Below are 20,525 nucleotides of genomic sequence, written 5' to 3'. Positions count from 1 at the left end.
CGGGCGGCTTTGCGGGACGACCGGGTGGGCACATCTGCTGTCCGTCGATCGGTGGACACGCGGGGCCGGACGGCGGTGTCCGGGGCACGTCGTAGCCTGGCCCCGTGGATGCCGATCTCTTCACCGCCGCCGAGACCCGCGCCGAGAAGGAGCCGGGCGCCGCGCCGCTCGCCGTCCGGATGCGGCCGCGGACGCTCGACGAGGTGGTGGGGCAGCAGCACCTGCTGCGGGACGGCTCGCCGCTGCGCCGGCTGGTCGGCGGCGGGCACGGGCCGGCGGCGCTCTCCTCGGTGCTGCTGTGGGGCCCGCCCGGCACCGGCAAGACGACGCTGGCCTATGTGGTGAGCCAGGCGACGGACCGGCGGTTCGTGGAGCTGTCGGCGATCACCGCCGGGGTGAAGGAGGTGCGGGAGGTGATCCGCGCCGCCCGGCAGTACTCCGGCGCGCACAGCAAGGACACGGTGCTCTTCCTCGACGAGATCCACCGCTTCTCCAAGGCCCAGCAGGACTCGCTGCTGCCGGCGGTGGAGAACCGCTGGGTGACGCTGATCGCGGCGACGACGGAGAACCCGCACTTCTCGGTGATCAGCCCGCTGCTGTCGCGGTCGCTGCTGCTGACGCTGGAGTCGCTGACCGAGGACGACATCCGCGGCCTGCTGCACCGGGCGGTGGAGGAGGAGCGCGGGCTGGACGGTGCGGTGTCGCTCTCGCCGGAGGCGGAGGAGCACCTGCTGCGGGTCGCCGGCGGGGACGCCCGGCGGGCGCTGACCGCGCTGGAGGCGGCGGCGGGCGCGGCGATCGAGATGGGCGAGGAGGTCGTCTCGGTCGAGACGGTGGAGTCGGCGGTCGACAAGGCCGCGGTCCGCTACGACCGGGACGGTGACCAGCACTACGACGTGGCGAGCGCGCTGATCAAGTCGATCCGGGGCAGCGATGTGGACGCGGCGCTGCACTACCTGGCGCGGATGATCGAGGCGGGGGAGGACCCGCGGTTCATCGCCCGCCGGCTGATGATCTCGGCGAGCGAGGACATCGGGATGGCCGACCCCACGGCGCTGCCGCTGGCGGTCGCCGCGGCGCAGGCGGTGGCGATGATCGGCTTCCCGGAGGCGTCGCTGACGCTCTCCCAGGCGACGATCGCGCTGGCGCTGGCGCCCAAGTCGAACGCGGCGACGACAGCGATCGGCGAGGCCCTCGCCGACGTCCGCAAGGGCCTCGCCGGGCCGGTGCCGTCCCATCTGCGGGACGCCCACTACAAGGGCGCCCAGTCCATCGGCCACGGCAAGGGCTACGTCTACCCCCACGACCTCCCCGAGGGCATCGCCCCCCAGCAGTACGCCCCGGACGCCGTCAAGGACCGCACCTACTACCGCCCCACCCGCCACGGCGCCGAGTCCCGGTACGCCGACATCGCCGAGTGGACGCGCGGCAAGCTCAAGGGCCGCGGAGAACCGCGCGAGTGACCGAACGGGGCCGCCGGACCGCCGGGCCCGCTCAGAGCCGGGCCGTCCGCAGCAGCCGGGACATCGCGGCCCGGAGTTCCGCGGGCCCCCGCACCGCCCCGTCGAACTCGAACCAGGCGTCGAACACCCGCCCCCCGTCCGACACATAGCGCACCCGCAGCCCCGAGGTGTCCAGCGCGACCGGGACCGGACGCGCCCCCGAGCCCCGCTCCTCCTGCGGCAGCAGCGCGTCCAGCGCCCGCAGCTGCTCGGCGTGCGAGGCCGCGAGGTGCTGCAGGATCCCCGCCTCCTGCGCGGCCAGCGGATCCGGCGACGCCGCGGCCAGCTCCTCCGGCTCGGCGTGGCCGGTGCCCCACAGGTCGTCCACCGTGGCGCCGGCCGTCTCCAGCCGGAGCACGCCGTCCTCGTCGGCGGGCGTCAGCCACCCGGTGATCCAGGCCCGTCCCCGCACCCGGTGCGGCACCGCGACGGGGGCGACGTCTGTGATCTCCAGCACGGCGGTGACCTCCTCGGTGACCCGCAGGCCCGCCTCCAGCAGCAGCTCACCGCCGGGTCCGACGCCCTGTATCCGGGCTGCTCGGGCCAGGGGATCGGGGTCGATGCCGGGAATGTCCAGCACCGCGGAGGCGTTCGCCTCGATCAGGGTGCGGACCCGCTGCGCCGCCGACGGCCGGTTTCCGTCCATGCGCCCTCCTCGGCTAAAGTTAGCCTTACCTTACTTGCTCTCGACCGCGGCTTCCACCATCACTCCCATGCAAGGAGCAGTACCCCGTCGTGAACAGTGCACGACCCAAGGTCCGCATCGCGCGGGCCCTCGGAATCCCCCTGACCCCGAAGTCCGTCAAGTACTTCGAGAAGCGCCCCTACCCCCCGGGCGAGCACGGCCGCGGCCGCAAGCAGACCAGCGACTACAAGGTCCGGCTGCTGGAGAAGCAGCGGCTGCGCGCCCAGTACAACGTCAACGAGAAGCAGATGCGGCGCGCCTTCGACGCGGCCCGCAAGGACTCCGGCAAGACCGGTGACGCGCTCGTCTCCCGCCTGGAGCGGCGCCTCGACGCGCTCGTGCTGCGTGCCGGCTTCGCCCGCACCATCTACCAGGCCCGGCAGATGGTCGCGCACGGCCACATCGAGGTGAACGGCCGCAAGACCGACATCCCGTCCGCCGTCCTCAAGGCCGGCGACGTGATCTCCGTGCGCGAGCGCAGCCGCGCCAAGGGCCCGTTCCTCGTCGCCCGCGAGGGCGGCTACGCGGTGGAGACCGGCGCCCCGAAGTACCTGGAGGTCAACCTCCCGGCCCTCGCCGCCCGCCTCGACCGCGAGCCCAACCGCAGCGAGGTCCCCATCGTCTGCGACGAGCAGCTGGTGGTGGAGCACTACTCCCGCTGATCGGCCGTCAGGGCCACGCGGGGGCAACGGCGTTGGAATAATCCCGCCATGCCGACAGCCATCCCGCGGTTGCAGTCCTTATCCGCCGATCTCCACGTATGGAGCCCGCCGCAGCGCGGCTGGGGCCTCGCGAACTGCGGCCTCATCGCCTCGGCGGGCTCCGCCGTGTGGATCGACGCCCCCTACGACGCGGTCCTCGCCCGCGCCTTCCGCGAGCAGTCGCTCGCCCTCCTGGCCGAGCGGGGCGCGCCCGAGCGCATCGACCGGGTCCTGGTCACCCATCCCAACGGGGACCACTACTGGGGCACCTCGGCCGTCCCCGACGCCGAGGTGATCGCGACCCGCAGCGCCCGCGACCACCTCCGGCTGGAGCCCGATCCGCAGGCCCTGCACGCACTGCAGGCCACCGCCGATCCGGAGACCGCCACCGGCGCCTATCTGCTGGCCCACTTCGGCGACTTCGACTGGGACGGCATCCGTCCCACCGCCCCCGCGCTGCTGATCGACGGCGAGCTGGAGCTGCGCGTCGGCGCGGTCACCGTGCTGGCGACCGCCATGCCGCCCGCCCACACGGTCGGCGACCTGATCGTCCATCTGCCGGAGCTGAGCACCGTCTTCGCCGGGGACCTGATCTTCGGCTCCACCGCGGAGCGGCCCGGCGACCATCCCGTGCACTGGGCCGGCCCCCTTGCCAACGTCATCGCGGGCGGCGAGCGGATCCTCGCCACCGGGGCCGAGACGGTCGTCCCCGGGCACGGGCCGGTACTCGGACGCGAGGACGTCCGCGCCCACCTCCGCTACCTGGAGCACCTGCGGGGGAGCGCCGCCCGGCTGCACGCCGCGGGTGTGCCCGTCGCCGAGGCCGCGCGGCGCGTCCTGGACGAGGGCCGGAACCCCGAGCTGGGTCTGCCCGAGCGGCTGGTGGTCACCCTCGGCGCGGAGTACCGGCACCTGGACGGCAGCCCGCACCCCGTCCTGCTGGAGGAGTTCGCGCGGATGACCGCGTTCGCCGCCGCGCTGCGTCCCGCCGAGCACCGCTGATCCGCGCTGCCGGCGGCGCCCGACGGGTTGTCAGACCCCGGGCCTACAGTGAGCCGCATGCCCGTGGAGCTGCCGTCGGAACTCGGGCCCGTGCTGGCGCGGGCCGATGCGCCGTGGCCCGCGGTGGACGAGGACGCGGTCCTCGCCGCCGCGGGCGTCGCGCGCGCCAGCGGGCACCCGGTGCCCGCGCAGCGCCTCGCCGCAGCGGCCGACGACCTGGCCCAGGGCAAGCGGGCGCTGCGCGACCTCGCGGCCGAGGGGGCGCCCGACGAGGAGCTCCAGGAGCTCTCCGACGCGCTGGCGCTGCTCGTCGACGCGGTGCGCGAGCTCACCGGCAATGCCCGCAATCCGCGCGGCGTCCTCGGTTATCCGTCGATTCCGATAGGGTCGGGCCCGGACATCCGACCCCGCCGCGCCGAAGGAGACTGACGCCTTGTCCGCTGCAGAGGCCGCCGGGGTGGCCGCAGCCGCCCTGTGGGTGGTCCTCGTCGCCGCCACCGCGGTGGTGCTGGTCCGGCTCACCCGGCTGCTCAAGGACGCCCGCCGTCAGCTCACCGGCATCGCCGAGCGCGCCGTGCCGCTGCTCGACCAGGCCGCCGACGACCTCGAGGACGCCCGCCGCCAGCTCGGCCGCGTCGACGCCGTCACCTCCGACATGCACCGGATCGCGGCCGAGGTGCAGCAGGTCACCAGCAGCGCCTCGGCCCTCTCGGCGACCGTCAACTCCACCGTCGCCGGGCCGCTGGTGAAGGCCGCCGCCCTCGGCCACGGCGTGCGCAAGGCCTTCGGCGGAGGGCGGAAGCCGCAGCAGCAGCCCCCCAACCCCCGCCGCTCCCGCGGCTGATGGCGAAAAGAGAACCGCAGATCCCATGCGCAGGCTCTTCTGGCTGACCGTCGGCGCCGGCCTCGGCGGCTGGGCGGTCCACAAGACCCACGAGAAGATCAACGAGGCTCGGCAGGCGCTCACCCCCGAGTCGATCGCCGGCCGGGTCGCCGACCGCGCCCGCGGCTTCGCCGACGATGTGCGCGAGGGCGCCGCCGAGCGCGAGGCGGAGCTCAACCGCCGCCTGGGCCGCGAGCCCGAGCCGATCGCGCTCCCCGAACAGCAGCCCCAACCGCGGCCCGGTTTCGGATCCGGCCGCCCCATGGACGAAGATGGAGCGTCCCCCCTGCGCCGCCTGGCCCGGGGACGCCGCAGCACGAACCAGCACCGGAAGGACGACCACTGATGGAGTCGGCAGAGATCCGCCGCCGCTTTCTGCGCTTCTTCGAGGAGCGCGGGCACACCGTCGTCCCCTCCGCCTCCCTCGTCGCGGAGGACCCGACGCTGCTGCTCGTGCCGGCCGGCATGGTGCCGTTCAAGCCCTACTTCCTCGGCGAGGCCACCCCGCCGCACAACCGGCTGACGTCGGTCCAGAAGTGCGTGCGCACCCTCGACATCGAGGAGGTCGGCAAGACCACCCGGCACGGCTCCTTCTTCCAGATGTGCGGCAACTTCTCCTTCGGCGACTACTTCAAGGAGACCGCGATCCCGCTCGCCTGGGAGCTGCTCACCTCCCCGGTGGAGGAGGGCGGCTTCGGGCTGGAGCCGGAGAAGCTCTGGATCACCGTCTACCAGGACGACGACGAGGCCGAGCAGATCTGGCGCGAGAAGGTCGGCGTCCCCGCGGAGCGCATCCAGCGCCTCGGCATGGAGGACAACTACTGGTCGATGGGCGTCCCCGGCCCCTGCGGCCCCTGCTCCGAGATCAACTACGACCGGGGCCCGGCGTACGGCGAGGAGGGCGGCCCCGCCGTCAACGGCGAGCGCTACCTCGAGGTCTGGAACCTCGTCTTCATGCAGTTCGAGCGCGGCGCCGGCGACAAGAAGGGCGACTTCCCGATCCTCGGCGAGCTGCCCAGCAAGAACATCGACACCGGCCTCGGCCTGGAGCGCCTCGCCGCGCTGCTGCAGGGCGTCGACAACATCTACGAGATCGACACCACCCGGATGATCCTCGGCCGCGCCGCCGAGCTCACCGGCCACCGCTACGGCGAGCACCACGAGTCGGACGTCTCGCTGCGCGTGGTCGCCGACCACATCCGCACCGCCGTCATGCTCATCTCCGACGGCGTCACCCCCGGCAACGAGGGCCGCGGCTATGTGCTGCGCCGGATGCTGCGGCGTGCCATCCGCAACATGCGGCTGCTGGGCGCCGCCGGCGCCACCGTCCACGAGCTGGTGAAGACCACCGTCGAGGCGATGGGCCCGCAGTACCCCGAGCTGCACCGGGACGCCGAGCGGATCGACAAGGTCGCCACCGCCGAGGAGGCCTCCTTCCTCCAGACGCTGCGCACCGGCACCACCATCCTCGACAGTGCGGTCTCCGAGGCCCTGTCCGCGGCGGCCCCCGGCAGCGCGACCCTCGCCGGCGACAAGGCCTTCCAGCTGCACGACACCTACGGCTTCCCCATCGACCTCACCCTGGAGATGGCCGCCGAGCAGGGCGTCTCCGTCGACGAGGACGGCTTCCGCCGCCTGATGAAGGAGCAGCGCGACCGCGCCAAGGCCGACGCCAGGGCCAAGAAGCTCGGCCACGCCGACCTCTCCGCCTACCGCGAGGTCGCCGACAAGGCCGGCACCACCGAGTTCACCGGCTACAGCCACCGCACCGGCGAGGCCACCATCCTCGGCCTGCTGGTGGACGGCACCCCGGCGCCCGCCGCCCGCGAGGGCGACGACGTCGAGGTCGTCCTCGACCGCACCCCCTTCTACGCCGAGGGCGGCGGCCAGCTGCCCGACCACGGCCGCATCAAGGTCGACGGCGGCGCCGTCGTCCAGGTCGACGACGTGCAGACGCCCGTCCCCGGCGTCATCGTCCACAAGGGCCGGATGCTGGTCGGCGAGGCCGTCGTCGGCGCGAGCGTGTGGGCCGAGATCGACGAGGACCGGCGCCGCGGCATCGCCCGCGCGCACTCCGCCACCCACCTCACCCACCAGGCGCTGCGCGACGCGCTCGGCCCGACGGCCGCCCAGGCCGGCTCCGAGAACGCGCCGGGCCGCTACCGCTTCGACTTCGGCTCCCCGACGGCGGTGCCCGGCACCGTCCTCACCGACGTCGAGCAGAAGATCAACGAGGTGCTCGCCCGCGAACTCGACGTCCAGGTCGAGGTGATGGGCATCGACGAGGCCCGGGCCACCGGCGCCATCGCCAACTTCGGCGACAAGTACGGCGACCGGGTGCGGGTCGTCACCATCGGCGACTACTCCAAGGAGCTGTGCGGCGGCACCCACGTCCACAACACCGCCCAGCTGGGCCTGGTGAAGATCCTCGGCGAGTCCTCGATCGGCGCCGGGGTGCGCCGCGTCGAGGCGCTGGTGGGCGTCGACGCCTACCGCTTCCTGGCCCGCGAGCACACCCTGGTCTCGCAGCTCACCGCGATGCTCAAGGGCACCCCGGACGAGCTGCCGGAGAAGGTCTCCGGGATGGTCGCCCGGCTGCGCGAGGCCGAGAAGGACATCGAGCGGTTCCGCGGCGAGCAGGTGCTGCGCGCCGCCGCCGGCCTCGCCGAGGAGGCCCGGGACATCGGCGGCACCGCCCTGGTCGCCGCCCGCGTCCCGGACGGCACCACCGCCGACGACCTGCGCAAGCTGGTCCTCGACGTGCGCGAGCGGCTCTCCGGCCGCCCCGCGGTCGTGGTCTGCGCCACCGTCACCAACGACCGCCCGCTGGTGGTCGCCGCCACCAACGAGCAGGCCCGGGAGCGCGGCCTGAAGGCCGGCGACCTGGTGCGCACCGCCGCCAAGGCGCTCGGCGGAGGTGGCGGCGGCAAGCCGGACGTCGCCCAGGGCGGCGGCTCCAACCCCGGCGCGGTCGACGAGGCGCTGGCCGCCGTCGCCCGCGAGGTCGGCACCGCGGGCTGACATCATGTCGGAAACCCCTGACGAGGGCGGGTTCCGCCGCGGCGTGCGGATCGGCGTCGACGTGGGCGAGGTCCGCGTCGGCGTCGCCGCCAGCGACCCGCACGGGATCCTCGCCACCCCCGTCGAGACGCTGCCGGCCGGCAAGCGCGACAAGGAGCGGCTGGCGGCCCTGGTGGCCGAGCGGGAGGCCGTGGAGGTCGTCGTCGGCCTGCCCCGCGGCCTCAACGGCCGCGAGGGCGCCGCGGCCGCCAAGGCCCGCGCCTACGCCCGCCGCCTCGCCGCCATGGTCGCGCCCGTCCCGGTGCGGCTGGTGGACGAGCGGATGTCCACGGTGACCGCCACCCGGGGGCTGCAGGCCTCCGGCGTGCGCGCCAAGCAGGGCCGCAAGGTGGTCGACCAGGCCGCCGCCACCGTCATCCTGCAGACCGCGCTGGAAATCGAACGGAGCTCGGGGAGGCCGCCTGGCCTGCCGGTCGATCCCGAACGGTGACTCAGGACCGAACTCCTGGGTACGGTAACCTCCACGTCCGAATGCCCGTCTGTGCGGCCGCTGTGGCCGCCGGGCCGGATTCCTGACGTGCAGACGGCGAACGGGATACGAATGACTGAGCTCGGCCTGATGGACCATGAGCCACGGGGCAGGCGCGCCGAGCGCAACAGCCACCGGCGGCGCAAGAAGCGCCGCAGGCGGTCCGGATGCGCCCTGTTCGTCGCGCTGCTGGTGCTGGTGGCGGTGGTCGCCGTGGGCGGTTGGTACGGGTACCGCTTCTACCAGGAGAAGTTCGGCGCCGCCCCGGACTACGTCGGCGACGGCAGCGGCAGCGTCACCGTGGAGATCCCGGACGGCGCGGGCACCGCCCAGATCGCCGACATCCTCTACAAGGACGCGGTCGTCAAGAGCGCGGGCGCCTTCCTGGACGCGGCGAAGAAGCAGCCGTCGAAGGCCGCCACCATCCAGCCGGGCACCTACCCGCTGCACCGGCACATGTCGGGCGTCTCCGCCTTCTCGGTGCTCACCGACCCCAAGAACATCAACGCGCTCACCATCCCCGAGGGCACGCGGGCGTCGAAGGTCTACCAGCTGATCGACGAGAAGCTGAAGGCGAAGCCGGGCACCACCGAGAAGGCCGCCACGACGCAGGACATCGGGCTGCCGGCGTACGCCAAGCACAACCCCGAGGGCTTCCTGTGGCCCACCCGCTACACCGTCGGGCAGAACACCACGCCCGCCGCGCTGCTGAAGCAGATGGTGCAGCAGGCCGAGTCGGAGTACCAGCAGGACGGCATCGACCAGGCCGCCGCCAGGCTCAACCTGTCGCCCTATCAGATGATCATCATCGGCAGCCTGGTGCAGGCCGAGGCGCAGCAGGACGCGGACTACGGCAAGGTGGCCCGGGTGATCGACAACCGGATCGGCAAGGGCATGAAGCTGGAGTTCGACTCCACCATCAACTACGCCCTGAACCGCTCGACGCTCACCACCACCTCGGCCGACCAGCGCACCCAGTCGCCGTACAACACCTATCTGCACACCGGCCTGCCGCCGGGCCCGATCGGCAACCCGGGCCACCAGGCGATGGAGGCGGCGGTCAACCCGACCCCGGGGGACTGGCTGTACTTCGTCACCGTCAAGCCCGGCGACACCCGCTTCACCGCCAGCTTCGCCCAGCACCAGAAGAACGTGGCGGAGTTCAACCAGTACCAGAAGACGCACGGAGGACAGTGACCGTGAGCGCGCCGCAGGGACCGCACCGGGCGGCGGTGCTCGGTTCGCCGATCGCCCACTCCCTCTCCCCGCAGCTGCACCTGGCCGCGTACGCCGCACTCGGGCTGCCGGGCTGGCGCTACGACCGCTTCGAGGTGGACGAGGCGGCGCTGCCCGGCTTCGTCGAGAAGCTGGACGCCGCCGAGTGGGCCGGGCTGTCGCTGACCATGCCGCTGAAGCGGGCCGTCATCCCGCTGCTGGACGAGGTGTCGGAGACGGCCCGCTCGGTGGAGGCCGTCAACACCCTGGTGCTGGCGGCGGATGGGCGCCGGCTCGGCGACAACACCGACATCCCGGGGATGGTCGCGGCGCTGCGGGAGCGCGGCGTCGCCGCCCCGGCCACCGCGGCGGTGCTCGGCGCGGGTGCCACCGCCTCCTCCGCGGTTGCGGCGCTGGCGCGGGTCTGCGCGCCGGGTGCCGAGGTGACGGCGTATGTGCGCAGCGACGCCCGGGCCGCGGAGATGCGCGGCTGGGGCGAGCGGCTGGGCCTGGCGGTGCGCACCGCGCCGTGGGCGGAGGCGGTGCGGGGGCTGCGCGCCGAGCTGGTGGTGGCCACCACGCCGGCCGGCACCACGGACGCACTGGCGCGCGAGGTGCCCCGGGCCCCCGGCGTGTTGTTCGACGTGCTCTACGACCCGTGGCCGACGGCGCTCGCCGCCTCCTGGTCGGCGGCCGGCGGCGCGGTCGTCTCCGGCCTGGACCTCCTGGTCCACCAGGCGGTCCTCCAGGTCGAGGCCTTCACCGGCCGCGCCCCCGCGCCGCTCGCCGCGATGCGCGCCGCCGGCGAGGCGGCGCTTTCGGACGCGTAGCGTCCGGGCGGGGTGCCGGGGCGTAGAGGGACGCCCTGCGAACGAGGGGCGGCAACGGCGACCCACGGGACCGTGGGATGATCGGGGCCAGCACCAGAGCCCGACCCCATAGTCAAGGAGCCCCACTTGAGCAGGCTGCGCTGGCTCACCGCAGGCGAATCCCACGGCCAAGCCCTCGTCGCCACCCTGGAGGGCCTCCCCGCGGGAGTACCCGTCACCACCGACCTGGTCGCCGACGCCCTCGCCCGCCGCCGCCTCGGCTACGGCCGCGGCGCCCGGATGAAGTTCGAGCGCGACGAGGTCACCTTCCTCGGCGGCGTCCGCCACGGCCGCACCCTCGGCTCCCCGGTCGCGATCATGGTGGGCAACACCGAGTGGCCCAAGTGGGAGCAGGTGATGTCGGCCGACCCGGTCGACCCCGAGATCCTCGCCGGCCTGGCCCGCAACGCCCCGCTGACCCGGCCCCGCCCCGGCCACGCCGACCTCGCCGGGATGCAGAAGTACGGCTTCGACGAGGCCCGCCCCATCCTGGAGCGCGCCTCCGCCCGGGAGACCGCGGCCCGCGTCGCGCTCGGCGCCGTCGCCCGCTCCTACCTCGCCGAGACCGCCGGGATCGAGATCGTCTCCCATGTGGTGGAGCTGGGCGCCGCCAAGGCCCCGGCCGGGGTGCTGCCCAAGCCGGCGGACGTCGAGCGGCTCGACGCCGACCCGGTGCGCTGCCTCGACGAGGCGGCGAGCGCCGCGATGGTCGCCGAGATCGACCAGGCCCACAAGGACGGCGACACCCTCGGCGGCGTCGTCGAGGTGCTCGCCTACGGCGTCCCCGTCGGCCTCGGCTCGCACGTCCACTGGGACCGCAAGCTGGACGCCCGCCTCGCCGCCGCCCTGATGGGCATTCAGGCGATCAAGGGCGTGGAGCTGGGCGACGGCTTCGACCTGGCCCGCGTCCCCGGCTCGCAGGCGCACGACGAGATCGAGCCGACCGCGGACGGCATCCGCCGCCGCTCGGGCCGCTCCGGCGGCACCGAGGGCGGGCTGTCCACCGGCGAACTGCTGCGGGTGCGGGCCGCGATGAAGCCGATCGCCACCGTGCCGCGGGCGCTGGCCACGGTGGACGTCTCCACCGGCGAGGCCGCCGCCGCGCACCACCAGCGCTCGGACGTCTGCGCGGTGCCGGCCGCCGGGATCGTCGCCGAGGCGATGGTGGCGCTGGTGCTGGCCGACGCGGTAGCGGAGAAGTTCGCCGGCGACAATGTGCTGGAGACCCGCCGCAACGTCGAGGGCTACCTGGACAACATGGAGATCAAGGGGGCCTTCTGATGGGGACTTCGGGGCCGCTGGTGGTGCTGGTCGGCCCGCCGGGGGCGGGCAAGACCACGGTCGGGGAGGCGCTCGCCGCCCGGCTGGGCGTCTCCCATCGCGACACCGACGCCGACATCGTGGCGGCGGCGGGCCGCGAGATCTCCGACATCTTCGTGGAGGACGGTGAGCCGGCCTTCCGCGAGCTGGAGCACGCCGCCGTGGTGCGCGCGCTGGAGGAGCACGACGGGGTGCTGGCGCTGGGCGGCGGTTCGCTCACCCACCCCGGCACGGTCGAGCGGCTCGCCGGCCGTCCGGTGGTCTTCCTGGACGTGGGCGTCCAGGCGGCCGTCAAGCGGGTGGGCCTGGACGCGCCGCGCCCGCTGCTGCTGGGCAATCCGCGGCAGCGCTGGCGGCAGCTGATGGAGGAGCGCCGCCCCGTCTACACCGCGGTGGCGCGCGTGGTGGTGCTCACCGACGACCGCGCGCCCGAGGACATCGCCGACGAGATCGCCAACGAGCTGGAGCTGGAAGAGGCATGACGAACGACCGGACCGCGGCCGAGCCCGTGCGCATCACCGTCGGGGCGACGGACGGCACCGAGGCCTACGACGTGCTGGTGGGCCGCGGGCTGCTGGGCGAGCTGCCGGGGATGATCGGCACGGCCGCCCGCCGGGTGGCCGTGCTGGTGCCCGAGGCGCTGGCGGCCAGCGGCGACCAGGTGCGCGACGACCTCGCCGAGCAGGGCTACGAGGCCATCCTCGTGCAGTTGCCCAACGCGGAGGAGGCCAAGACCGCGGCCGTCGCGCAGTACTGCTGGCGGGCGCTGGGGCAGTCCGGCTTCACCCGCTCCGACGTGATCGTCGGCCTGGGCGGCGGCACGGCCACCGACGTGGCCGGCTTCGTCGCCGCCACCTGGCTGCGCGGGGTGCGCTGGGTGGCCGTCTCCACCACGCTGCTGGGCATGGTGGACGCCGCGGTGGGCGGCAAGACCGGCATCAACACCGAGGAGGGCAAGAACCTGGTCGGCGCCTTCCACCCGCCGGCCGGGGTGCTGTGCGACCTGGACGCGCTGGCGGCGCTGCCCCGCCACGACTACGTCGCCGGCCTCGCCGAGATCATCAAGGCCGGGTTCATCGCCGACCCGCGGATCCTGGAGCTGATCGAGGAGGACCCGGAGGCCGCCCGCACGCCGGACGGGCCGCACACCGCGGAGCTGGTGGAGCGCGCGATCCGGGTGAAGGCCGACGTGGTGTCGGGCGACCTCAAGGAGGCCGGCCGCCGGGAGATCCTCAACTACGGGCACACGCTGGGCCATGCGATCGAGAAGAACGAGCGCTTCCAGTGGCGGCACGGCGCGGCGGTCAGCGTCGGCATGGTCTTCGCCGCCGAACTGGGGCGCCTCGCCGGCCGCCTGGACGACGCGACGGCCGACCGGCACCGCGCGGTGCTCGCCTCGGTGGGCCTGCCGCTGACGTACCGCGGCGACCAGTGGCCGCGACTGCTGGAGACGATGAAGGTCGACAAGAAGACCCGCGGCGACCTGCTGCGCTTCATCGTCCTGGACGGCCTGGCGAAGCCCACCGTGCTGGAGGGGCCGGACCAGGCGATGCTCTTCGCCGCCTACGGCGAGGTCGCGGAGTAGCACCCGCCGCCTCGACATCAGTGGTCTGGACCAATCATGGGTCGCATGGGTGATTGACATGCGCCTGTGGTGAGGGCGAACGTCTGTGGTGCCACCGTCACGCCGGTCAACTCCCCTCCCGAGGGGGGCGGCTGACGACTCGACAACTCAACACAACCACAGAGGCGCCCATGCCGAGCTTCCCCACGTCTCGCCGCAGCACAGCACGCCGCACCGCCGCCGCAGCCGTCCTGGCCTGCGGCGGTCTCGCGGCGGCGCTCCTCGCCCCCGGCACCGCGTCCGCGTCGGGCAGCGCACCGGCCGCCGCCGGCGCGTCCGCCCGCGCGTCCGGCGGGACCCAGGCCGCCTACGCCGCGGCGGCCGCCCGCCACCACGTGCCCGAGAGCGTGCTGCTGGCCGTCGGCTACCTGGAGTCCCGCTGGGTCGACCACGGCGGCAAGCCGAGCACATCCGGCGCCTACGGCCCGCTGGGCCTCACCCAGGTGCCGGGCGCCAAGGCCGACGCCCCGGGCACCCACACCCTGGCCGCGGCCGCCCGCCTCACCGGAGCCTCCGCCACCCGGCTGCGCACCGACCCGGACAGCAACATCGACGGCGGCGCGGCCCTGCTCGCCTCCTACGCCCGCGCCCTCGGCCACGGCAGCCTGCCGACGACGCTCGCCGCCTGGTACCCGGCCGTCGCCAAGTACTCCGGCTCCGCCACCACCGCCGGCGCCAAGGCCTTCGCCGACGACGCCTGGAACGTGCTGCGCAGCGGCGCCGCCAACACCCTCCCGAACGGCGGCAGCGTCGCCCTCGGCGCCCAGCCCGCCGCGAAGGCGGACACCGCCGGCCTGAGCGCCCTGGGCCTCGCCGGCCCGGCCACCAGCACCCTCAAGCCCGAGTGCCCGGCCAACCTGGACTGCAACTACGTCCCGGCCGCCTACGCCCTCAACGACCCCACCGACCCGACCTCCTACGGCGACTACGACATCGCCGACCGGCCGCACGGCATGAAGGTCACCCAGATCGTCCTGCACGACACCGAGGAGAGCTACGACAACACCCTCGGCACCTTCACCAACCCGGCCTCCTACGTCTCCGCGCACTACGTCGTCCGCTCCGGCGACGGCCTGGTGACGCAGATGGTGCCCACCAAGGACGTCGCCTGGCAGGCCGGCAACTGGTACACCAACATGCACTCCGTCGGCATCGAGCAGGAGGGCTACGCCGTCCAGGGCGCCTCCTGGTTCACCGAGGAGATGTACCGCTCCACCTCCCGGCTGGTGCACTACCTGGCCGCCAAGTACCGCGTGCCGCTGGACCGCCAGCACATCATCGGCCACGACAACGTCCCCGGGCCCACCTCCTCCTCCGTGGCCGGCATGCACTGGGACCCGGGACCGTACTGGGACTGGGCGCACTTCATGAAGCTCGCCGGCGCGCCGCTGCCCTCGCACGGCCCCGCCAACGGCCCGCTCGTCACCATCAACCCGGACTTCGCCCGCAACCTCCAGGTGACGCTGGACTGCGAGAACGGCAACGCCCCGCAGCCGGCCCAGGCCTCCAGCTTCGTCCCGCTGTACACCGCCCCCAGCGACACCGCGCCGCTCTTCGCCGACCCCGGGCTGCACAGCTCCGGCACCGGCACCCAGTGCGCCAACGACTGGGGCGACAAGGCCAGCAGCGGCCAGGTCTTCGCCGTCGCGGCACGGCAGGGCGACTGGACGGCCATCTGGTGGGACGGCTCCGAGGTGTGGTTCAAGAACCCGGCCGGCGCCCCGGTGATCCGCCCGGCGCGCGGCGCCTACATCACCCCGAAGGCGGGCCTCGCCTCCATCCCCGTCTACGGCCGGGCCTACCCCGAGGCGTCGGCGTACCCGTCTGACATCCCGGTGCAGGCGGTCTCCGCGTACTCGCAGTACACCGTCAAGGCGGGCCAGCGCTATGCGCTGGGCGGGGCGGTGCCGACGGACTACTACCGCTCCGTCACCATCGACGGCACCGCGCCCGGCGACCGCACCGACGTCGTCGGCACGACGAAGTACCTGCAGATCCAGCTCGGCCACCGGGTCGCCTACGTGCTGGCGTCGGACGTCGACGTCCGCTTCGCGCCCTGATCCGAGCGGGCCGGCCTCTCGGCGGACGCGCCCCTAGCGGGGCGTGTCCGCCTCGCAGCGGGCCTTGAGGCCGGCCGCCTCCGCGGTTATGTAGCGCTGGATCATCGGCCCGTAGAACAACCGCGCGGCCCCGGCGAGCGGCCCGGACTGGCGGATCGTCAGCCGGACCACCACGGGGCCCGCCGGCTCCTTCGCGGAGATCTCGTGGCCCGCCACCGTCACCACCCCGCCGGCGCGGCTCTCCCAGGTGAACGCGTGGCCCTCGTCGAGCTCCGTCACCCGCCACACCGCCGCCGGCAGCCGCGGCTGCTTGACCCGCGCCGAACTGCCCACCGCCAGCGGCGCGTCGGCGTCCTCGCGGCGGACGCTGCGCATCGACGGCGTCCACTCCGGGGCGTGCTCCACCTGCGTCAGCACCCGCCAGACCGTCGCCGCCGGGGCGTCGATCTCCACCGACGCCTCGCAGTCGGCCCGCTGCCCGCCCTGCTGCCCGTCCTGCTTGCGGTCGTGCTCCCCGGCCATGCCCAACCCCCTTCGGGCCCGCACTCTGCGGGCACTTCAGAGAGTAGGCCGGTTCCGGCCAGATGCCAGAGGGCCGCCGCGCAACCTGTGGATAACTTGCGTCGCCCCAGCTCAGAGCGGTAGCTCGCCGGCGGCCAGCCCGGCCAGCACGCGTCGTGAGGCGGGCGCGCACTCCGGCGGGTCCGCCGGATCGACCCAGCACAGCTCCTCGATCTCGCGCTGCGGCCGCGGCTCGTCCGAGCCGGCCGCCGGCTCGCCGGCGAAGAGCGTCATGTGCACCTCGGTCCCCGGACGGCCGTGCGCGGGCGCGGTGAGCACCAGCAGCCGCCGCAGCGAGCCCGGGTCCAGCTCCAGCCCCAGCTCCTCGCGGATCTCCCGGCGCACCGCCAGCTCCGCGCTCTCGCCCGGGTCGATCTTGCCGCCGGGCAGATAGAACGCGTCCCGCCCGCGGGTGCGCACATGGAGCAGCCGGCCGTCCCTGACGCACAGCCAGTTCGCGGTCCTGACCTGCCCGTTCGCCCTGCCGACGGGCTCGGTCGGGCCGTTCGCCGCCGTCACCACTTGCCGCCCGGCGCCCGCCAGTCCTTCAGCAGCCCCAGCAGCTCCGCGACGGAGCCGGCCGTCGGCAGGGTGTCGCGGAACTCCGCCCGGATGAAACCGCTCTCGACCATCCCGGAGACCATCGCCCGCAGCGGCTGCCAGAACCCGTCGACGTCGTAGAGCACCACCGGCTTGGCGTGGTAGCCCAGGTGCTGCCAGGTCCACGCCTCGAAGAGCTCCTCCAGGGTGCCGGCGCCGCCCGGCAGCGCCACGAAGGCGTCCGCCTCGGCGGCCATCGCGGCCTTCCGCTCGTGCATCGTCTCCACGATCCGCAGCCTCGTCAGGCCCTCGTGCTGCAGCTCCCGCTCGGCGAGCGCGCGCGGGATGACGCCGCTCACCTCGCCGCCCGCCGCCAGCGCGGCATCCGCGACCGCGCCCATCAGGCCGACGTGCCCGCCGCCGTAGACGATCCCCATTCCGGCCTCGGCCAGACCCCGGCCCAGCTCCTCGGCGGCCCGGGCGAACGCCGGGGACGAACCGAACGACGAGCCCGTGAACACGGCGACACGCACCGCTGCACCTCCACATTCGTGCGACGCGCCGGCCGGCGGTCCGCCGGTCGGCCCCGTCCATTGTGCCGACACCCGATGCCGCCGCAGGGGCCCGGTACCGGGTACGGTTCACTTCGATCGAACGGGTGGCGAAGGGGAGTACCGCGAGATGGACCGTGCGGACGAGGAGTTCGTCCTGCAGCCACCGCGTCCGGCGGCGCCCCCGGCCCCGGCCCCGGCCCCGCCGCCGTCCGGGCCGGGCGCCCCCGCGCCGTACGTGCCCGCGCCGCGGCCGGCCCGCCGCAGCGTGCCGCCCTCCACCGCGCCCATCGCGGTGCTGCTGATCGGCCCGGCCGGGGCCGGCAAGACCACGGTGGCGCGCTTCTGGGCAGACCGGCAGGCCACCCAGACCGCGCACATCAGCCTCGACGACGTCCGCGAGTGGGTGCGGGCCGGATTCGCCGACCCGCAGTCGGGCTGGAACGAGCACTCCGAGGCGCAGTACCGGCTGGCCCGCCGCACCTGCGGGTTCTCCGCGCGGCACTTCCTGGCCAACGGCATCTCCTGCATCATCGACGACGCGGTCTTCCCCGATCAGCCCGCGGTCGGGCTCGGCGGCTGGAAGCGGCACGTCGGCCCGGCGCTGGTGCCGGTGGTGCTGCTGCCGGGGCTGGACGTGGTGCTGGCCCGCAACGCGCGGCGCAGCGGGAACCGGCGGCTGCCGGACGAGCAGGTGGCGCAGATCCACGCCCGGATGGCGGGCTGGTACGGCTCCGGCCTGCCCATCATCGACAACTCCGGCCTGGATGTGCCGACCACCGCGCACCTGCTCGACCAGGTCATCGCCCAGGCGCTGACGCCCGGCGGCTGAAGCGGGCCGGCTGAAGGCGGACGGCCGAAGCGGGGCGGCGGCCCGGCGCGGCGTGTCCGGCTCGGCCCGGCGGCGCGGCCTACCCTCGCAGCATGTCCGTCGTGTCTGATATGTCCGAAAAGGCGGGGGTGCGCAGCGCCGCCCCCGAGCGCTGCGACCGCCTCCGCGCCCGCCTCGCCGCCCTCGGCGCGGACGCCGCGCTGGTCACCGACCCCACCGCCGTCCGCTACCTCTCCGGCGCCCCGGCCGCCCCCGGCGCCGCCCTGCTGCTCACCGGCGACGACTCCGCCGCCACCGTGCTGGACTCGCTGCCCCGCGCCGCCGGCCAACTCCCCGACGGCGCCGCCGTGGTGGCCGTCGAGGAGCACGTCCTCACCGTGGAGCGGCACCGCGCCCTCGCCGCCGCGCTGCCCGGCCGCCGCCTGGTCGACCTGGACCGCGCCGTCGAGCAGCTGCGCCTGGTCAAGGACGACGGCGAGCTCGCCGCCCTGCGCACCGCCGCCGAGATCGCCGACAGCGCCCTCGGCGAGCTCCTGGAGTCGATCATCGTCGGCCGCACCGAGCGCCATCTCGCCCTGGAGCTGGAGCGCCGCATGATCGACCACGGCGCGGAGGCCACCGCCTTCCCCGTCTCGGTCGGCACCGGCCCCAACTCCGGCCTGCCCCGGCACCGTCCCGGCGAACGCCGCGTCGCCGAGGGCGACTTCCTCACGGTCGCGCTCGGCGCCGTGCACGCCGGCTACCGCTCCAGCACGGCCCGCACCTTCGCCGTCGGCGCGGTCCCCGCGCCCTGGCAGATCGAGCTGCACGGCAGGGTCTTCGCCGCCCAGCGGGCGGTCCGCGAGGCGCTCCGCCCCGGCGCCGCGGTCACCGAGGTGGCGGCCGCGGCCGGGGCCTTCCCGGAGGGCCCCGAGGGGTACGAGCGGGACGGCGCGGAGACGCTGGGCGGGGGGATCGGGCTGCAGATGGGGGAGGAGCCGCGGATCGACCCCGCGAGCATGGGTAAACTGGACGCTCGTGTGCCGGTGACCGTCGGCCTGGGAGCCCGCCTCCCTGGGCGCGGCGGAGTCCGGCTCGAGGACACGCTCGTGGTCCGCCCCGAGGCGGACGGCGGGCCGGAGCTACTGACCATCACGACCAAGGAGCTGCTCGCGCTCTGAACGCGCGCACTCCGCGGTCCCCATAACCGCGCATTCCGGGAGACTCAGCGACCGTGGCGACCACGAACGACCTCAAGAACGGCCTCGTGCTCAAGCTCGACGGCAACCAGCTCTGGACCGTCGTCGAGTTCCAGCACGTCAAGCCCGGCAAGGGCGGCGCCTTCGTGCGGACCAAGCTGAAGAACGTGCTCTCGGGGAAGGTCGTCGACAAGACCTTCAACGCCGGCGTCAAGGTGGAGACCGCGACCGTCGACAAGCGCGGGATGCAGTTCTCGTACAAGGACGGCGCCGACTTCGTCTTCATGGACACCGAGACGTACGAGCAGCTGCCGATCAACCCCACCACCGTCGGCGACTCCGCGAACTACCTGCTCGAGGGGCAGGAGGCCGTGGTGGCCATCCACGAGAACAACCCGCTCTACGTCGAGCTGCCGGCCTCCGTCGAGCTGGTGATCGAGTACACCGAGCCCGGCGTCCAGGGCGACCGCTCCACCGGCGGCAGCAAGCCGGCCAAGCTGGAGACCGGCTACGAGATCCAGGTCCCGCTCTTCATCACCTCCGGCGAGAAGATCAAGGTCGACACCCGCAGCGGTGAGTACCTCGGCCGAGTGAACGGCTGATCGTGGCCGCTCGGAACAAGGCCCGCAAGCGCGCCTTCCAGATCCTCTTCGAGGCCGACCAGCGCGGTGAGAACGCGCAGGTCGTCCTCGCGGACTGGGTGCGCCGCGGCGATCCGCCGGTGGGCGAGTACACCATGCAGCTGGTGGAGGGCGCGGCCAAGCACGCGCCCCGCATCGACGAGCTGCTGGCCACCTACTCCACCGGCTGGACCCTCGACCGGATGCCCGGCGTCGACCGCAATGTGCTGCGGCTGGGCACCTACGAGCTGCTCTGGGAGGACGACGTCCCGGACGCGGTGGTGCTGGACGAGGCCGTGGAGCTCGTCAAGGAGTTCTCCACGGACGAGTCGCCGCGGTTCGTCAACGGCCTGCTCGGCAAGCTGCAGTCGCTCAAGCCGACGCTGCTGAGGTAGCCGCTCCGCACCTGACCTGTACGCCCCGCCGGGTTGCCCGGCGGGGCGTTCGGCGTGTCCGCCACCCGTTCATCGGATCATCCCCTCACACTGGCGTCAGATATGTTGCATTATGTCCAGTTTGAGGAGGCGTCATGACGTCCAGCGACCTCGCGCGCGCCGCGGTGGATCTCGTTGCCGAGATCGACCGCAGGCTCGACTCCGACGGGTCCGCCGATCTCGACGCCGCGGCCCCGCTGCTGGACCGCCTCCGCTCCTACGATCCACTGGTGCTGCCCCGGGCCGCCCAGGGCGAGGTGCTGCGCTGCTGGGCGCGCACCGTCGACGAGCGGATCGGGCGCGCGGACGTCCCCGCCGCGGTCGTCGACGAGGACCTCGCCATGCTCCACGCGCTGCGCTCGGCGGCCGGTCGCGGCCCCGGGCCCGTCCCGCTGCTC

Annotated in this window: 23 protein-coding genes; 19 read left to right on the top strand and 4 right to left on the bottom strand. The window is 73.9% G+C overall.

The window, feature by feature from the left end; translation table 11 throughout:
- Positions 1–104 precede the first annotated feature (104 nt).
- The gene (locus tag BIV57_RS02380; protein ID WP_071654919.1) at positions 105–1,463 is read left to right on the top strand and encodes a replication-associated recombination protein A; all 1,359 of its coding nucleotides are present in this window, start codon (positions 105–107) and stop codon (positions 1,461–1,463) included.
- Between the two features lie 31 nt (positions 1,464–1,494).
- On the opposite strand, the gene BIV57_RS02375 is transcribed toward BIV57_RS02380, so the two are convergent.
- Entirely contained in the window at positions 1,495–2,148 is a 654-nt protein-coding gene (locus BIV57_RS02375; protein WP_071654918.1) for a DUF2470 domain-containing protein, read from the bottom strand.
- 89 nt (positions 2,149–2,237) lie between these two features.
- Between BIV57_RS02375 and rpsD the strand changes: the two genes are divergently transcribed.
- The 13 genes from rpsD to BIV57_RS26315 all read left to right on the top strand — a co-directional run bounded on the left by rpsD (position 2,238) and on the right by BIV57_RS26315 (position 15,411).
- Positions 2,238–2,849, top strand: coding sequence for a 30S ribosomal protein S4 (gene rpsD / locus BIV57_RS02370; RefSeq protein WP_071654917.1), 612 nt, complete (start codon positions 2,238–2,240; stop codon positions 2,847–2,849).
- 48 nt (positions 2,850–2,897) lie between these two features.
- A complete protein-coding gene (locus tag BIV57_RS02365; protein ID WP_071654916.1) occupies positions 2,898–3,890 on the top strand; it encodes an MBL fold metallo-hydrolase in 993 nt (330 codons plus the stop codon).
- A gap of 57 nt (positions 3,891–3,947) precedes the next feature.
- A complete protein-coding gene (locus BIV57_RS23825; protein ID WP_071654915.1) occupies positions 3,948–4,319 on the top strand; it encodes a hypothetical protein in 372 nt (123 codons plus the stop codon).
- A 4-nt stretch (positions 4,320–4,323) separates the two neighbouring features.
- Positions 4,324–4,734: a DUF948 domain-containing protein gene (locus tag BIV57_RS02355; RefSeq protein WP_071654914.1), complete on the top strand. Its 411-nt coding sequence runs from the start codon at positions 4,324–4,326 to the stop codon at positions 4,732–4,734.
- A 25-nt stretch (positions 4,735–4,759) separates the two neighbouring features.
- Positions 4,760–5,119 (top strand): DUF6167 family protein, encoded by a 360-nt coding sequence (locus BIV57_RS02350; RefSeq protein WP_071654913.1) that lies wholly within the window; start codon positions 4,760–4,762, stop codon positions 5,117–5,119.
- A complete protein-coding gene (gene alaS / locus BIV57_RS02345; RefSeq protein WP_071654912.1) occupies positions 5,119–7,794 on the top strand; it encodes an alanine--tRNA ligase in 2,676 nt (891 codons plus the stop codon). The genes BIV57_RS02350 and alaS overlap by 1 nt, the downstream gene beginning before the upstream one ends.
- Positions 7,795–7,798: 4 nt before the next feature.
- Positions 7,799–8,284: a Holliday junction resolvase RuvX gene (ruvX, locus tag BIV57_RS02340; RefSeq protein ID WP_071654911.1), complete on the top strand. Its 486-nt coding sequence runs from the start codon at positions 7,799–7,801 to the stop codon at positions 8,282–8,284.
- 129 nt (positions 8,285–8,413) lie between these two features.
- Positions 8,414–9,520 carry an endolytic transglycosylase MltG gene (mltG, locus tag BIV57_RS02335; protein ID WP_139275404.1) on the top strand — a complete coding sequence of 369 codons (1,107 nt, stop codon included), beginning with the start codon at positions 8,414–8,416 and terminating at the stop codon, positions 9,518–9,520.
- 2 nt (positions 9,521–9,522) lie between these two features.
- On the top strand, positions 9,523–10,368 hold the full coding sequence (locus BIV57_RS02330; RefSeq protein WP_071654960.1) for a shikimate dehydrogenase: 846 nt from the start codon (positions 9,523–9,525) through the stop codon (positions 10,366–10,368).
- A 126-nt stretch (positions 10,369–10,494) separates the two neighbouring features.
- Positions 10,495–11,688 (top strand): chorismate synthase, encoded by a 1,194-nt coding sequence (gene aroC / locus BIV57_RS02325; RefSeq protein ID WP_071654909.1) that lies wholly within the window; start codon positions 10,495–10,497, stop codon positions 11,686–11,688.
- Positions 11,688–12,209, top strand: coding sequence for a shikimate kinase (locus BIV57_RS02320; protein WP_071654908.1), 522 nt, complete (start codon positions 11,688–11,690; stop codon positions 12,207–12,209). The genes aroC and BIV57_RS02320 overlap by 1 nt, the downstream gene beginning before the upstream one ends.
- Positions 12,206–13,312: a 3-dehydroquinate synthase gene (gene aroB, locus BIV57_RS02315; RefSeq protein ID WP_071654907.1), complete on the top strand. Its 1,107-nt coding sequence runs from the start codon at positions 12,206–12,208 to the stop codon at positions 13,310–13,312. The genes BIV57_RS02320 and aroB overlap by 4 nt, the downstream gene beginning before the upstream one ends.
- Before the next feature lie 170 nt (positions 13,313–13,482).
- Positions 13,483–15,411 carry an N-acetylmuramoyl-L-alanine amidase gene (locus BIV57_RS26315; RefSeq protein ID WP_071654906.1) on the top strand — a complete coding sequence of 643 codons (1,929 nt, stop codon included), beginning with the start codon at positions 13,483–13,485 and terminating at the stop codon, positions 15,409–15,411.
- Between the two features lie 33 nt (positions 15,412–15,444).
- Here the strand turns inward: BIV57_RS26315 and BIV57_RS02305 are convergent, their stop codons facing one another.
- From BIV57_RS02305 to BIV57_RS02295, 3 genes are all read right to left on the bottom strand, one after another.
- Complete coding sequence (locus tag BIV57_RS02305; protein ID WP_071654905.1) at positions 15,445–15,933, bottom strand: SRPBCC family protein; 489 nt, start codon at positions 15,931–15,933, stop codon at positions 15,445–15,447.
- Positions 15,934–16,044: 111 nt separating this feature from the next.
- Positions 16,045–16,491 carry an NUDIX hydrolase gene (locus tag BIV57_RS02300; protein ID WP_079169944.1) on the bottom strand — a complete coding sequence of 149 codons (447 nt, stop codon included), beginning with the start codon at positions 16,489–16,491 and terminating at the stop codon, positions 16,045–16,047.
- Positions 16,488–17,045: an LOG family protein gene (locus BIV57_RS02295; protein ID WP_071654904.1), complete on the bottom strand. Its 558-nt coding sequence runs from the start codon at positions 17,043–17,045 to the stop codon at positions 16,488–16,490. The genes BIV57_RS02300 and BIV57_RS02295 overlap by 4 nt, the downstream gene beginning before the upstream one ends.
- Positions 17,046–17,193: 148 nt before the next feature.
- Here BIV57_RS02295 and BIV57_RS02290 point away from each other — a divergent pair, with 148 nt between their 5' ends.
- The 5 genes from BIV57_RS02290 to BIV57_RS02270 form a co-directional block, all read left to right on the top strand.
- Positions 17,194–17,895 carry an AAA family ATPase gene (locus tag BIV57_RS02290; RefSeq protein WP_071654903.1) on the top strand — a complete coding sequence of 234 codons (702 nt, stop codon included), beginning with the start codon at positions 17,194–17,196 and terminating at the stop codon, positions 17,893–17,895.
- 110 nt (positions 17,896–18,005) lie between these two features.
- Positions 18,006–19,055: a M24 family metallopeptidase gene (locus BIV57_RS02285; RefSeq protein ID WP_071654902.1), complete on the top strand. Its 1,050-nt coding sequence runs from the start codon at positions 18,006–18,008 to the stop codon at positions 19,053–19,055.
- A gap of 53 nt (positions 19,056–19,108) precedes the next feature.
- On the top strand, positions 19,109–19,675 hold the full coding sequence (gene efp, locus BIV57_RS02280; RefSeq protein ID WP_071654901.1) for an elongation factor P: 567 nt from the start codon (positions 19,109–19,111) through the stop codon (positions 19,673–19,675).
- Between the two features lie 2 nt (positions 19,676–19,677).
- A complete protein-coding gene (gene nusB, locus BIV57_RS02275) occupies positions 19,678–20,088 on the top strand; it encodes a transcription antitermination factor NusB (protein ID WP_071654900.1) in 411 nt (136 codons plus the stop codon).
- Positions 20,089–20,222: 134 nt separating this feature from the next.
- Positions 20,223–20,525, top strand: a 303-nt coding sequence (locus BIV57_RS02270; protein WP_139275402.1) for a hypothetical protein, incomplete at its 3' end; no start/stop codon positions are given.

Source organism: Mangrovactinospora gilvigrisea, from assembly GCF_001879105.1.
GTDB lineage: Bacteria > Actinomycetota > Actinomycetes > Streptomycetales > Streptomycetaceae > Mangrovactinospora > Mangrovactinospora gilvigrisea.
This window is presented reverse-complemented; position numbering and strand designations above follow the sequence as displayed.

Excerpts from the sequence above, each read along its gene's own strand:
- BIV57_RS02365 (WP_071654916.1), top strand. The coding sequence starts at position 2,898 with ATGCCGACAGCCATCCCGCGGTTGCAGTCCTTATCCGCCGATCTCCAC.
- BIV57_RS02305 (WP_071654905.1), bottom strand. The coding sequence starts at position 15,933 with ATGGCCGGGGAGCACGACCGCAAGCAGGACGGGCAGCAGGGCGGGCAG.
- aroB (WP_071654907.1), top strand. The coding sequence starts at position 12,206 with ATGACGAACGACCGGACCGCGGCCGAGCCCGTGCGCATCACCGTCGGG.
- BIV57_RS02290 (WP_071654903.1), top strand. The coding sequence starts at position 17,194 with ATGGACCGTGCGGACGAGGAGTTCGTCCTGCAGCCACCGCGTCCGGCG.
- BIV57_RS02285 (WP_071654902.1), top strand. The coding sequence starts at position 18,006 with ATGTCCGAAAAGGCGGGGGTGCGCAGCGCCGCCCCCGAGCGCTGCGAC.
- BIV57_RS26315 (WP_071654906.1), top strand. The coding sequence starts at position 13,483 with ATGCCGAGCTTCCCCACGTCTCGCCGCAGCACAGCACGCCGCACCGCC.
- BIV57_RS23825 (WP_071654915.1), top strand. The coding sequence starts at position 3,948 with ATGCCCGTGGAGCTGCCGTCGGAACTCGGGCCCGTGCTGGCGCGGGCC.
- alaS (WP_071654912.1), top strand. The coding sequence starts at position 5,119 with ATGGAGTCGGCAGAGATCCGCCGCCGCTTTCTGCGCTTCTTCGAGGAG.
- ruvX (WP_071654911.1), top strand. The coding sequence starts at position 7,799 with ATGTCGGAAACCCCTGACGAGGGCGGGTTCCGCCGCGGCGTGCGGATC.
- mltG (WP_139275404.1), top strand. The coding sequence starts at position 8,414 with ATGGACCATGAGCCACGGGGCAGGCGCGCCGAGCGCAACAGCCACCGG.
- BIV57_RS02350 (WP_071654913.1), top strand. The coding sequence starts at position 4,760 with ATGCGCAGGCTCTTCTGGCTGACCGTCGGCGCCGGCCTCGGCGGCTGG.
- BIV57_RS02320 (WP_071654908.1), top strand. The coding sequence starts at position 11,688 with ATGGGGACTTCGGGGCCGCTGGTGGTGCTGGTCGGCCCGCCGGGGGCG.
- BIV57_RS02375 (WP_071654918.1), bottom strand. The coding sequence starts at position 2,148 with ATGGACGGAAACCGGCCGTCGGCGGCGCAGCGGGTCCGCACCCTGATC.